Below are 13,465 nucleotides of genomic sequence, written 5' to 3'. Positions count from 1 at the left end.
GTAAATGGGGTGTTTTTCCCGTATTTTTCAAATTTGCAGTAATTATGTATAAACGAACAAAAAAAACGCCTGGTTTCCCAGGCGTTATCTGCTTACTTTGTTTCGATCGGTATAAACTTAAAAATTTCCCCGCTCTGCACCGATTCAGCGAGCCGTTTCAGCCAATCATAGTAAGCTTTAGAGCTTTCCAGCTGTTCGAATAGCTGCAACGCTTCATTTTTCATATCCTCATTAAGGCCTTCCTTGTTTAAAACCTCTTGTAAATCAGCCTGAGCTTCCTCAATTGCCGCTACATTCACTTGAACTTCCCGCTCCCATTTAGGCGGAAAGAAATTCGTGAAAAATTTGAAGAAATCTTTTTCAGCGACAAATGTATGCTTGCGGATGCCCCGGTGAAATGTTTTTTTCACTACATTTAAGTCCTGTAGCTTTTTGACGCCTGTGCTCATGCTTGGCTTGCTCATTTGCAATTCCTCGCGCATTTCGTCAAGCGTCATCTCATCCCTCATATACATCGTCCCATATAAAATCCCGACACTGCGGGTAATTCCGTAAAGATCCATCGTTTCAGCAATGGAATCGATTACAAGATCCCGTGCCTGTTCTATAGCTGCAAATTCTGGATTTTCATCCATACTGACCCTCTTTTCCTTTGGAAAATTAAATTCGTTAAGTTATTTCTTTATGTTCTTTATCTTAACGAATCATAAAGAAAAGTCAAAATGAAAATCAAAATGGGGCTTTGACAGTTTAAAAACCATATGTTAGATTAAAGTTGTTAAAAACATTAAATTTTTATTTAACAAACTTTATTTACGTCAAGGAGGCTTATATGAGTCAAAGATTATACATTGACGGAGAATGGATCTGTGCCGAAAAAGAACAGATCCGCACCATTATCAATCCATTTAACCAAGAAGAAATTGCCACCGTAAGCGAAGGAGGGCGAGAGGACGCCATCAAGGCAATCGCAGCCGCGCGGAAAGCATTTGACAAAGGAGAATGGTCAGCTCTCTCCGGGCTTGAACGCGGGAAGATTGTTCTGAAAATTGCGGAATTAATCAGGCGCGATCTCGATGAGCTGGCTGAGCTTGAATCGCTTGATACGGGAAAAACTCTCGAAGAAAGCAAGGCTGATATGGACGATATCGCCAATGTTTTTCAATATTACGCTGGATTGGCAGATAAGGATGGCGGAGAGATCATTTCATCTCCGATCCCCGATTCAGAAAGCAAAATTATCAGAGAGCCAATCGGGGTTTGCGGCCAGATCACTCCATGGAATTATCCGCTCCTGCAAGCAAGCTGGAAAATCGCGCCTGCGCTTGCTGCAGGTAATACGATTGTCATGAAGCCGAGTGAAATCACACCGCTGACGACAATCAAAGTCTTTAAGCTGATGGAAGAAGCCGGTGTTCCAAAAGGTGTCGCGAACCTTGTTCTTGGACCGGGAGCTACAGTGGGTGACGAGCTTGCTGTAAACAAAGACGTCGATTTGATTTCGTTTACGGGCGGAATCGAAACAGGCAAAAAAATCATGCGGGCGGCAAGCGGAAACGTCAAAAAAATCGCGCTTGAATTGGGCGGAAAAAATCCAAATATCGTTTTTAAGGACGCGGATTTAGAGGTTGCGGTTGATCAGGCATTAAACGCTGTATTTTTCCACGCCGGCCAAGTATGTTCTGCCGGTTCCCGCTTGCTTGTTGAGGATGCCATTCACGATCAATTTCTAACAGAGCTTGTCAAACGGGCAAAACGCATAAAACTCGGCAACGGTTTTCACGCAGAGACAGAAAGCGGACCGCTTATTTCGGCAGAGCACAGGGCAAAGGTCGAAAAATATGTAGAGATCGGAATAGAAGAAGGCGCGAAGCTAGCGACAGGAGGCAAACGTCCGGAAGACTCTGAGCTGCAAAACGGATTTTTCTACGAACCTACTATTTTCTCAAACTGTAAATCTGATATGAGAATCGTTCAGGAAGAGGTTTTCGGACCTGTATTGACAGTCGAAGCCTTCAGCTCGGAAGAAGAGGTCATCGCGCTTGCGAATGGCACCATCTATGGCTTGGCCGGAGCGGTATGGTCAAAAGATATTGAAAAGTGCGAACGCGTAGCAGCCCGCTTGAGAATGGGAACAGTTTGGATTAACGATTTCCATCCGTACTTTGCGCAGGCGCCATGGGGCGGCTATAAGCAATCCGGGTTCGGACGCGAGCTTGGAAAAATAGGCCTTGAAGAATACACAGAAGTCAAACATGTGTATCGCAATACAAAACCGGCAGCGGTTAATTGGTTCAATTCATAAGAGGGGGAGATTGATGATGACGTTAAATATGAAAGTAGAAAGCATGCATAAATTCCACACATTTGAAATTCCGACGGTGATTAAGCACGGAATCGGGGCCGTCAAGCATACGGGTGAAGAAGTAGCTGCGCTGGGCGTTTCAAAAGCGCTCCTTGTTACAGACCCTGGGATTTATAAAGCCGGTGTCGCTGATCCTGTTATTGAGTCACTTAAAGAAGCAGGCATTGAAGTGGTGCTCTTTCATAAAGTAGAGCCAAATCCGCCTGTTCGTCTGGTGAATGAAGGGTCTGAGCTATACAAAAAAGAGAACTGTAATGGTTTAGTGGCAGTCGGAGGCGGAAGCTCCATGGATACAGCAAAAGCAATCGGAGTAGAAGCCACTCACGAAGGAAGCGTGCTTGATTATGAAGCGGCAGATGGGAAAAAACCGCTGGAAAACCGTATTCCTCCACTGACGACAATTCCGACAACGGCTGGAACAGGATCAGAAGTAACCCAATGGGCGGTTATCACAGATGAAGAAAGAGAATTCAAATTCAACACGGGCGGTCCGCTGATCGCAGCGCACCTGACCATTATTGATCCTGAGCTTCACATTTCAATGCCTCCGCATGTAACAGCCATGACGGGAATAGATGCGCTTGCTCATGCCATTGAGTGCTATACAATGAAATTTGCCCAGCCAATCACAGATGCAGTTGCCTTGATGGCGATTGAATATGCTGCTCATTACATTAAAAGAGCATTCGCTGACGGAGCGGATCTGGAGGCGAGATACGGAATGGCACAGGCTGCGATGCTTGCAGGTCTTTCTTACGGCAGTGAATCAGCGGGCGCGGCTCATGCGATGAGTCAAACGCTTGGCGGTATTATCCCAGTTGCTCATGGCCAATGTGTGGCCGCGATGATGGGCCCTGTCATGGAATACAACTGGAAGGGCTATCCTGAGAAATTTGCACGAATTGCGAAAGCGTTCGGTATCGATACAAGCAAGATGACAACAGAAGAAGCTGCGAAAGCATCTGTCAATTGGATGTATGACCTTGTCGAAGACTTAGAAGTGCCGGCTTTAGAAGAGCAGGGCGTCTCACCTGATATGATCGAACGCTTGTCAAAAGAAGCGATGAAAGATCCGCAAACCTTTGGAAATCCTAGAGATTTAAATGAAAAAGCATACAATTGGATCTACAAACGCTGCTTTAACCTTACACCGAAAACGGTATAACTCATGTCCCGCTCCTTTACAGAGCGGGATTTTTTGGGATAATGACATAGATGAAAATTTTAGGAAGAAGGAAGGTGCTGCTGATGTGGAAGCGTATGACCGCAAAAACAAAAGGCGTGTATATCGCAGATACAGATAGCTTCGTAACAAAGCAAATGGACAAGCTTGATTTTGATTATGGCGGCATCCCAGGCGACTTGCACTTTGGCCTGACCAAAAAAGCGGGAGCCAGAGAACCGATGTTTTCCAGAGGAACTGAAATTTTCAACCGCAGACAGATTTCTATTGTTTCATTAGAGGAATGTGATGAAATTGCGTTCAAAATGGGAGTGCCAAGCATTTTGCCGGAATGGCTCGGGGCGAATGTGGCAGTTAGCGGCTTACCTGATCTTACTTCATTAAAAGAAGGAAGCAGGCTCATTTTTCCTAGCGGAGCCGCGTTGCTTTGTGAGGGAGAAAATGATCCATGTATCCAGCCGGGAGAAGTCATTCAGTCTTTTTATCCGGACAAGCCGAAGCTCACGCCGGCTTTTGTCCGCTGCGCACTCGGCATAAGAGGGATTGTCTGTATTGTTGAGAGACCAGGAGCTGTTTACGCAGGTGATGAAATAGAAGTTCATTCCTATCAGCGGAAAGTCAAACCGCGAAAAGCAGAAAGGGTCTGATCACATCAGGCCCTTTCTATCTTTTCTTTAATTTCTTTAATCTGGCTGATGTGACGTTTTTCATGATGGCCGATAAAATCGATCCACTGTCTGACAGTCAGCTCTTGAAACAAAGGATGCGGAAGCACTCTCTCAAAATCTTCTTCTTTCAAGGATGCAATTACAGCTGTCAGCTGCTCTCTCACCACATCGAGCTCGCGTTTCATTTGGGTGCCTGAAATAAAATCATACTCAGGCTCAAGATGAGTCGGGGCTTTCCGTTTGTTGTTTCTGTCCTGTGCAGTCTCAAGCGGTTTTTCTTTCACTTCTTTAACAGGAGCTTCCTTTACACGTTCCTTCAGCATTTTTTGTGCGGCCATATCGATTTTTTTCAAATGGTCAAGAACTTCCCGTATGCTCCATTCTTCAGCAGAAGGCTTTTGATTCAGCTTTTCGTCAGAAAGTCCTTTCACTTCGTTCCACGTTTCTAATCTGGCTTCATTAAAGATACTCATCATATCTCCTCCTAAAATGACATTACCATATATATAAGCAATTATCATTTATAAAGCACTTCAAAATGGGTTATTTGTCTTAAAATTTTGAAACCTTTTTCATTGTGTCTCGTATAAATGGTAACGGCTGCCGTTCGTCAATGCATTGATGAAGAAAGGATGAGGAAATTGGAGTTATTTGGCGTTCCTATACAAACGGTTTATCTTTATACGCTTATTATTGCGGGCAGTCTTACGCTGTTATTTCTATTTTTCGGAGATGTATTTGCAGGGCTGTCAGAAGGCATACCGTTTTTTAATCCGACATTGGTTCTCGCCTTTTTTACATTCTTTTCAGCAGGAGGATATATAGGCGAGCTTGTATTGCCGCTTTCCAGCATGTTCATCGCGCTTTTCTCGAGCATCCTTTCGATCATGCTGGTGGTATTGCTTCACATCTTTGTTCTGGTGCCATTATCATCCGCAGAAGAATCATTGGCTTATAAAGAAGATGATCTAAGAGGGAGAGTCGGTAAAGTGATTACAGCTGTTCCTATTGACGGGTTTGGTGAAGTGGTCATTGAAGGGATAGGCGGCATTATCTCGAAGTCAGCGGTCAGCTTTGATAATCAGCAAATCAGTTACGGAACAATGGTTTTGGTCGTAGATGTCAACAACGGAGTTCTTTCGGTTACTCCGTATGAACCTATGTAAAACACAAGGAGGAATGTGATATGACAATGCCGATTATAATTGTCATCGGAGTTGTATTCTTTTTATTAATTGCACTAATAGCCGTGTTTATCACAAAGTATCGTACAGCAGGGCCTGATGAAGCGTTAATCGTAACTGGGAGCTATTTGGGCAATAAAAATGTTCATGTCGATGAAGGCGGCAATCGCATTAAAATCGTCCGAGGCGGAGGAACCTTTGTCCTTCCTGTCTTCCAGCAGGCAGAGCCGCTAAGCCTTTTATCAAGCAAACTTGATGTTTCGACACCTGAGGTCTATACAGAACAAGGAGTGCCTGTAATGGCCGATGGAACTGCGATTATTAAAATCGGCGGTTCTATAGGAGAAATCGCTACAGCGGCCGAACAATTTTTAGGAAAATCAAAAGACGACCGTGAGCAGGAAGCGCGAGAAGTATTAGAAGGCCACCTTCGTTCCATTCTCGGCTCAATGACAGTCGAAGAAATCTATAAAAACAGAGAAAAGTTCTCTCAAGAGGTACAGCGTGTCGCTTCACAGGATCTCGCAAAAATGGGGCTTATGATTGTCTCCTTTACGATTAAAGATGTGCGTGATAAAAACGGTTATCTTGAATCATTAGGAAAACCGAGAATTGCCCAAGTAAAACGTGATGCTGACATCGCAACAGCTGAGGCTGATAAAGAAACCCGAATTAAGCGGGCAGAAGCCGATAAAGATGCAAAAAAATCAGAACTTGAACGGGCGACGGAAATCGCTGAAGCTGAAAAAATCAATCAGCTCAAAATGGCTGAATATCGCAGAGAACAAGATACGGCAAAAGCGAATGCCGACCAGGCATATGATTTAGAGACTGCCAGAGCCCGCCAGCAAGTCACAGAGCAGGAAATGCAGGTTAAAATTATCGAACGCCAAAAACAAATTGAGCTAGAGGAAAAAGAAATCCTTCGCCGTGAACGTCAATATGACTCAGAGGTAAAGAAAAAAGCCGATGCAGACCGTTATTCAGTCGAGCAGTCCGCGGCAGCTGAGAAAGCCAAACAGCTCGCCGAAGCCGATGCCAAGAAGTACAGTATAGAAGCAATGGCGAAGGCTGAGGCGGAAAAAGTCAGAATCGACGGACTAGCAAAAGCAGAAGCTGAAAAAGCGAAAGGGGAAACAGAAGCTGAGGTCATCCGCCTAAAAGGTCTGGCAGAAGCGGAAGCAAAAGAGAAAATTGCGGCTGCCTTTGAACAGTACGGGCAGGCGGCGATTTTCGATATGATCGTAAAAATGCTTCCAGAATACGCGAAACAAGCAGCGGCTCCTCTTTCAAATATTGATAAAATCACCGTCGTTGATACTGGAGGAAGCGGTGAATCAAGCGGCGCCAACAAGGTAACAAGCTATGCGACGAACTTAATGTCAAGCCTGCAAGAAAGCTTAAAAGCATCGTCGGGAATTGACGTAAAAGAAATGATTGAGAACTTTTCAGGAAAAGGAAACGTAAAACAAAGCATTAACGAATTAACAAATGAAATAAAAGAAGCAAAAACGGTCCAAAAATCAGAATAATGACTAATGAAAGGATAGCGGCGGATGGCAAATGTACGAGAAGCAAAGCTAGAGGATATAAAGGACATTGCAAAAGTGCATGTAGACAGCTGGAGGACAACATATCACGGAATTGTCCCGGCTGAATATTTAAACAGTCTGGATTACAAGGAATTTGAAGACAAATGGAAAAGCCGCTCGTTAAAGGGTGTTTTTGTCGCTCACGATGAAAAAGGTTCAATATTCGGCTTTGCTTCATTTGGACCTATCCGCTCTAAACAAGATGGCTATGACGGTGAGCTTTACGCTATTTACCTTTTAGAAGAGCGTCAGCGGCAAGGAGCAGGGAGAGCGCTCTTAGTAAAAGGAACAGAGTTTTTGCTTCAACGTGGCTTTTCGAGCATGTTTGTCTGGGTGATTGAAAAGAACCCCTCGATCGCATTTTATCAGGCTTATTCACCTGAAAGAGTAGCGGAGGACAGCTTTGAAATCGCGGGAGAAAGACTGAAGGAAGTAGGGTTTGGCTGGCCGGATCTTTCTGCTTTGAAAATAGTTCTTAACGAATAACAACAAACAACCCCCAGCGGATGGCGCTGGGGGTTGTCACGTTAAGCTTTGTCAGTTTTGAGCAAACGCGGTGCTGTCATGAACAATAAACAAAGGACAATTGCACAGATGATGAATGAAGGAACCATATAAGTAGCATTATAAGTTAAAGAATAAATCCATACCGGCGTTCCTTCTGGAGCGTAGCTGCCGAAAAACACAGCTCCTGAAATGACATGAGCGGCATAGCGCAGGAAACTGCCGATAAAAACTGCGCTGACCACTGAGACAATTAATTTTCCTTTTGTTTTGGTTACAGCGGCTTTACGGACAGAAGAAGCGAAACATCCGCTTATTCCGATAGCTGCGAACGCGATAATATAATCTAACAATAGCTGTATAGGATGTTGTGGGAATAAGTTTCCGATTGCTATTTGAACCAGACCAGTCAGCAGACCGGTAGTAAGGCCTGCTTTCACACCCCAGCGAAACGAAATCAAAAAGATCGGAATCATCATGATGGAGATCGAGCCTCCTTGAGGCATACTAAGAAACATTCCTGAGACGATGTCTAAAATAACAGCAGCCGCAGTCATAATGGCAATTTCAATAAGGCGAACGAGTTGCTTAGATTGATTCATAAAAATCCCCTTCCGTTGATAGACAATCCAAAAGGACAACAAAAAAGCAGCACGCGGAAGGATGAGAAAAGTTCCACGCACTGCTTTACGATCTGCAATTCATTTGACTTTGCCACATCCCTACGCCAGCGTTAACTAACAGGTTCAAAGGGTCAGAACGAAACCGCTCACTCTCAGCTTTAATGCTCCCCTTGTGGTCATCAGTATTTAGTTCGTTTCTACTATACAAGAAAAAGAAAAAAACAACAAGATTACATGATCGATGTATATGTTCTTTTAAAATAGTTATATGATAAACACTATTATAGAACTCATGACAAGATTATAGTTTATTTGTTTTATAGAGTTTTTTTAAAAAAGCTATTGCAATAAATAAATACAGGTGTTATATTATTAAACGTCGCTGATCAACAGCAGACAAAACAAGAAGCTTCAAAACACTTTAAAAAAAGTTGTTGACAAAAATGAAGCTGGATGTTATATTAGTAAAGCTGCTTCGTTGAGTGGCAGTCATGATCTTTGAAAACTAAACAAGACAAAACGTACCTGTTAATTCATTTTTATAAAATCGCACAGTGATTTGCGTAGTCAGTCAAACTAGGATCTGCACGATATAGATCACACAGGTGTCGCCGCAGAACGCGGTGAACTTAACCTGTGATCCATTCATTTATCGGAGAGTTTGATCCTGGCTCAGGACGAACGCTGGCGGCGTGCCTAATACATGCAAGTCGAGCGGACAGATGGGAGCTTGCTCCCTGATGTTAGCGGCGGACGGGTGAGTAACACGTGGGTAACCTGCCTGTAAGACTGGGATAACTCCGGGAAACCGGGGCTAATACCGGATGCTTGTTTGAACCGCATGGTTCAACCATAAAAGGTGGCTTCGGCTACCACTTACAGATGGACCCGCGGCGCATTAGCTAGTTGGTGAGGTAACGGCTCACCAAGGCAACGATGCGTAGCCGACCTGAGAGGGTGATCGGCCACACTGGGACTGAGACACGGCCCAGACTCCTACGGGAGGCAGCAGTAGGGAATCTTCCGCAATGGACGAAAGTCTGACGGAGCAACGCCGCGTGAGTGATGAAGGTTTTCGGATCGTAAAGCTCTGTTGTTAGGGAAGAACAAGTACCGTTCGAATAGGGCGGTACCTTGACGGTACCTAACCAGAAAGCCACGGCTAACTACGTGCCAGCAGCCGCGGTAATACGTAGGTGGCAAGCGTTGTCCGGAATTATTGGGCGTAAAGGGCTCGCAGGCGGTTTCTTAAGTCTGATGTGAAAGCCCCCGGCTCAACCGGGGAGGGTCATTGGAAACTGGGGAACTTGAGTGCAGAAGAGGAGAGTGGAATTCCACGTGTAGCGGTGAAATGCGTAGAGATGTGGAGGAACACCAGTGGCGAAGGCGACTCTCTGGTCTGTAACTGACGCTGAGGAGCGAAAGCGTGGGGAGCGAACAGGATTAGATACCCTGGTAGTCCACGCCGTAAACGATGAGTGCTAAGTGTTAGGGGGTTTCCGCCCCTTAGTGCTGCAGCTAACGCATTAAGCACTCCGCCTGGGGAGTACGGTCGCAAGACTGAAACTCAAAGGAATTGACGGGGGCCCGCACAAGCGGTGGAGCATGTGGTTTAATTCGAAGCAACGCGAAGAACCTTACCAGGTCTTGACATCCTCTGACAATCCTAGAGATAGGACGTCCCCTTCGGGGGCAGAGTGACAGGTGGTGCATGGTTGTCGTCAGCTCGTGTCGTGAGATGTTGGGTTAAGTCCCGCAACGAGCGCAACCCTTGATCTTAGTTGCCAGCATTCAGTTGGGCACTCTAAGGTGACTGCCGGTGACAAACCGGAGGAAGGTGGGGATGACGTCAAATCATCATGCCCCTTATGACCTGGGCTACACACGTGCTACAATGGACAGAACAAAGGGCAGCGAAACCGCGAGGTTAAGCCAATCCCACAAATCTGTTCTCAGTTCGGATCGCAGTCTGCAACTCGACTGCGTGAAGCTGGAATCGCTAGTAATCGCGGATCAGCATGCCGCGGTGAATACGTTCCCGGGCCTTGTACACACCGCCCGTCACACCACGAGAGTTTGTAACACCCGAAGTCGGTGAGGTAACCTTTTAGGAGCCAGCCGCCGAAGGTGGGACAGATGATTGGGGTGAAGTCGTAACAAGGTAGCCGTATCGGAAGGTGCGGCTGGATCACCTCCTTTCTAAGGATATTTACGGAATATAAGACCTTGGGTCTTATAAACAGAACGTTCCCTGTCTTGTTTAGTTTTGAAGGATCATTCCTTCGAAACGTGTTCTTTGAAAACTAGATAACAGTAGACATCACATTCAATTAGTAATACAAGATATCACATAGTGATTCTTTTTAACGGTTAAGTTAGAAAGGGCGCACGGTGGATGCCTTGGCACTAGGAGCCGATGAAGGACGGGACGAACACCGATATGCTTCGGGGAGCTGTAAGCAAGCTTTGATCCGGAGATTTCCGAATGGGGAAACCCACCACTCGTAATGGAGTGGTATCCATATCTGAATTCATAGGATATGAGAAGGCAGACCCGGGGAACTGAAACATCTAAGTACCCGGAGGAAGAGAAAGCAAATGCGATTCCCTGAGTAGCGGCGAGCGAAACGGGATTAGCCCAAACCAAGAGGCTTGCCTCTTGGGGTTGTAGGACACTCTGCACGGAGTTACAAAAGAACGAGGTAGATGAAGAGGTCTGGAAAGGCCCGCCATAGGAGGTAACAGCCCTGTAGTCAAAACTTCGTTCTCTCCTGAGTGGATCCTGAGTACGGCGGAACACGTGAAATTCCGTCGGAATCCGGGAGGACCATCTCCCAAGGCTAAATACTCCCTAGTGACCGATAGTGAACCAGTACCGTGAGGGAAAGGTGAAAAGCACCCCGGAAGGGGAGTGAAAGAGATCCTGAAACCGTGTGCCTACAAGTAGTCAGAGCCCGTTAACGGGTGATGGCGTGCCTTTTGTAGAATGAACCGGCGAGTTACGATCCCGTGCAAGGTTAAGCAGAAGATGCGGAGCCGCAGCGAAAGCGAGTCTGAATAGGGCGCATGAGTACGTGGTCGTAGACCCGAAACCAGGTGATCTACCCATGTCCAGGGTGAAGTTCAGGTAACACTGAATGGAGGCCCGAACCCACGCACGTTGAAAAGTGCGGGGATGAGGTGTGGGTAGGGGTGAAATGCCAATCGAACCTGGAGATAGCTGGTTCTCTCCGAAATAGCTTTAGGGCTAGCCTCAAGGTAAGAGTCTTGGAGGTAGAGCACTGATTGGACTAGGGGCCCCTACCGGGTTACCGAATTCAGTCAAACTCCGAATGCCAATGACTTATCCTTGGGAGTCAGACTGCGAGTGATAAGATCCGTAGTCGAAAGGGAAACAGCCCAGACCGCCAGCTAAGGTCCCAAAGTATACGTTAAGTGGAAAAGGATGTGGAGTTGCTTAGACAACCAGGATGTTGGCTTAGAAGCAGCCACCATTTAAAGAGTGCGTAATAGCTCACTGGTCGAGTGACTCTGCGCCGAAAATGTACCGGGGCTAAACGTATCACCGAAGCTGCGGACTGTTCTTCGAACAGTGGTAGGAGAGCGTTCTAAGGGCTGTGAAGCCAGACCGGAAGGACTGGTGGAGCGCTTAGAAGTGAGAATGCCGGTATGAGTAGCGAAAGAGGGGTGAGAATCCCCTCCACCGAATGCCTAAGGTTTCCTGAGGAAGGCTCGTCCGCTCAGGGTTAGTCGGGACCTAAGCCGAGGCCGAAAGGCGTAGGCGATGGACAACAGGTTGATATTCCTGTACCACCTCCTCACCATTTGAGCAATGGGGGGACGCAGGAGGATAGGGTAAGCGCGGTATTGGATATCCGCGTCCAAGCAGTTAGGCTGGGAAATAGGCAAATCCGTTTCCCATAAGGCTGAGCTGTGATGGCGAGCGAAATATAGTAGCGAAGTTCCTGATTCCACACTGCCAAGAAAAGCCTCTAGCGAGGTGAGAGGTGCCCGTACCGCAAACCGACACAGGTAGGCGAGGAGAGAATCCTAAGGTGATCGAGAGAACTCTCGTTAAGGAACTCGGCAAAATGACCCCGTAACTTCGGGAGAAGGGGTGCTCTGTTAGGGTGCAAGCCCGAGAGAGCCGCAGTGAATAGGCCCAGGCGACTGTTTAGCAAAAACACAGGTCTCTGCGAAGCCGTAAGGCGAAGTATAGGGGCTGACGCCTGCCCGGTGCTGGAAGGTTAAGAGGAGCGCTTAGCGTAAGCGAAGGTGCGAATTGAAGCCCCAGTAAACGGCGGCCGTAACTATAACGGTCCTAAGGTAGCGAAATTCCTTGTCGGGTAAGTTCCGACCCGCACGAAAGGCGCAACGATCTGGGCACTGTCTCAACGAGAGACTCGGTGAAATTATAGTACCTGTGAAGATGCAGGTTACCCGCGACAGGACGGAAAGACCCCGTGGAGCTTTACTGCAGCCTGATATTGAATGTTGGTACAGCTTGTACAGGATAGGTAGGAGCCTTGGAAACCGGAGCGCCAGCTTCGGTGGAGGCATCGGTGGGATACTACCCTGGCTGTATTGACCTTCTAACCCGCCGCCCTTATCGGGCGGGGAGACAGTGTCAGGTGGGCAGTTTGACTGGGGCGGTCGCCTCCTAAAAGGTAACGGAGGCGCCCAAAGGTTCCCTCAGAATGGTTGGAAATCATTCGCAGAGTGTAAAGGCACAAGGGAGCTTGACTGCGAGACCTACAAGTCGAGCAGGGACGAAAGTCGGGCTTAGTGATCCGGTGGTTCCGCATGGAAGGGCCATCGCTCAACGGATAAAAGCTACCCCGGGGATAACAGGCTTATCTCCCCCAAGAGTCCACATCGACGGGGAGGTTTGGCACCTCGATGTCGGCTCATCGCATCCTGGGGCTGTAGTCGGTCCCAAGGGTTGGGCTGTTCGCCCATTAAAGCGGTACGCGAGCTGGGTTCAGAACGTCGTGAGACAGTTCGGTCCCTATCCGTCGCGGGCGCAGGAAATTTGAGAGGAGCTGTCCTTAGTACGAGAGGACCGGGATGGACGCACCGCTGGTGTACCAGTTGTTCTGCCAAGGGCATCGCTGGGTAGCTATGTGCGGACGGGATAAGTGCTGAAAGCATCTAAGCATGAAGCCCCCCTCAAGATGAGATTTCCCATTCCGCAAGGAAGTAAGATCCCTGAAAGATGATCAGGTTGATAGGTCTGAGGTGGAAGTGTGGCGACACATGGAGCTGACAGATACTAATCGATCGAGGACTTAACCACATTTTGAATGATGTCACATCTGTTATCTAGTTTTGAGAGAACACTCTCTA

9 protein-coding genes, 2 rRNA genes and 1 riboswitch are annotated in these 13,465 nt (G+C 47.0%); of the genes, 8 read left to right on the top strand and 3 right to left on the bottom strand.

The window, feature by feature from the left end; all coding sequences use genetic code 11:
- Positions 1-92 precede the first annotated feature (92 nt).
- Entirely contained in the window at positions 93-635 is a 543-nt protein-coding gene (gene gbsR / locus EFK13_RS15910) for a transcriptional regulator GbsR (RefSeq protein ID WP_129507773.1), read from the bottom strand.
- A gap of 197 nt (positions 636-832) precedes the next feature.
- Between gbsR and betB the strand changes: the two genes are divergently transcribed.
- From betB to EFK13_RS15895, 3 genes are all read left to right on the top strand, one after another.
- A complete protein-coding gene (gene betB, locus EFK13_RS15905; RefSeq protein ID WP_129507774.1) occupies positions 833-2,305 on the top strand; it encodes a betaine-aldehyde dehydrogenase in 1,473 nt (490 codons plus the stop codon).
- Between the two features lie 16 nt (positions 2,306-2,321).
- Entirely contained in the window at positions 2,322-3,530 is a 1,209-nt protein-coding gene (gbsB, locus tag EFK13_RS15900; RefSeq protein ID WP_129507805.1) for a choline dehydrogenase, read from the top strand.
- A gap of 83 nt (positions 3,531-3,613) precedes the next feature.
- Complete coding sequence (locus EFK13_RS15895) at positions 3,614-4,195, top strand: MOSC domain-containing protein (RefSeq protein ID WP_129507806.1); 582 nt, start codon at positions 3,614-3,616, stop codon at positions 4,193-4,195.
- 5 nt (positions 4,196-4,200) lie between these two features.
- On the opposite strand, the gene EFK13_RS15890 is transcribed toward EFK13_RS15895, so the two are convergent.
- Positions 4,201-4,689, bottom strand: coding sequence for a DinB family protein (locus EFK13_RS15890; RefSeq protein WP_129507807.1), 489 nt, complete (start codon positions 4,687-4,689; stop codon positions 4,201-4,203).
- 168 nt (positions 4,690-4,857) lie between these two features.
- Here EFK13_RS15890 and EFK13_RS15885 point away from each other — a divergent pair, with 168 nt between their 5' ends.
- Genes EFK13_RS15885 through EFK13_RS15875 form a run of 3 tightly spaced genes read left to right on the top strand, consistent with a single transcriptional unit; the run spans position 4,858 to position 7,478 of the window.
- Positions 4,858-5,382, top strand: a complete 525-nt coding sequence (locus EFK13_RS15885) for an NfeD family protein (protein ID WP_129507775.1) — start codon at positions 4,858-4,860, stop codon at positions 5,380-5,382.
- Positions 5,383-5,402: 20 nt separating this feature from the next.
- The gene (gene floT, locus EFK13_RS15880; protein WP_129507776.1) at positions 5,403-6,932 is read left to right on the top strand and encodes a flotillin lipid rafts scaffold protein FloT; all 1,530 of its coding nucleotides are present in this window, start codon (positions 5,403-5,405) and stop codon (positions 6,930-6,932) included.
- A gap of 24 nt (positions 6,933-6,956) precedes the next feature.
- Positions 6,957-7,478: a GNAT family N-acetyltransferase gene (locus tag EFK13_RS15875; RefSeq protein ID WP_129507777.1), complete on the top strand. Its 522-nt coding sequence runs from the start codon at positions 6,957-6,959 to the stop codon at positions 7,476-7,478.
- 41 nt (positions 7,479-7,519) lie between these two features.
- Here the strand turns inward: EFK13_RS15875 and thiT are convergent, their stop codons facing one another.
- Positions 7,520-8,098 (bottom strand): energy-coupled thiamine transporter ThiT, encoded by a 579-nt coding sequence (thiT, locus tag EFK13_RS15870; protein WP_129507778.1) that lies wholly within the window; start codon positions 8,096-8,098, stop codon positions 7,520-7,522.
- Between the two features lie 100 nt (positions 8,099-8,198).
- Positions 8,199-8,300: riboswitch (TPP riboswitch) on the bottom strand.
- A 468-nt stretch (positions 8,301-8,768) separates the two neighbouring features.
- Between thiT and EFK13_RS15865 the strand changes: the two genes are divergently transcribed.
- Both EFK13_RS15865 and EFK13_RS15860 read left to right on the top strand, forming a co-directional pair.
- Positions 8,769-10,318 (top strand): 16S ribosomal RNA (locus EFK13_RS15865).
- 169 nt (positions 10,319-10,487) lie between these two features.
- Positions 10,488-13,415 (top strand): 23S ribosomal RNA (locus EFK13_RS15860).
- The 16S and 23S rRNA genes sit together here, the layout of an rRNA operon.
- Positions 13,416-13,465: the final 50 nt, after the last annotated feature.

Source organism: Bacillus cabrialesii, assembly GCF_004124315.2.
Taxonomy (GTDB): Bacteria; Bacillota; Bacilli; order Bacillales; family Bacillaceae; genus Bacillus; species Bacillus cabrialesii.
This window is presented reverse-complemented; position numbering and strand designations above follow the sequence as displayed.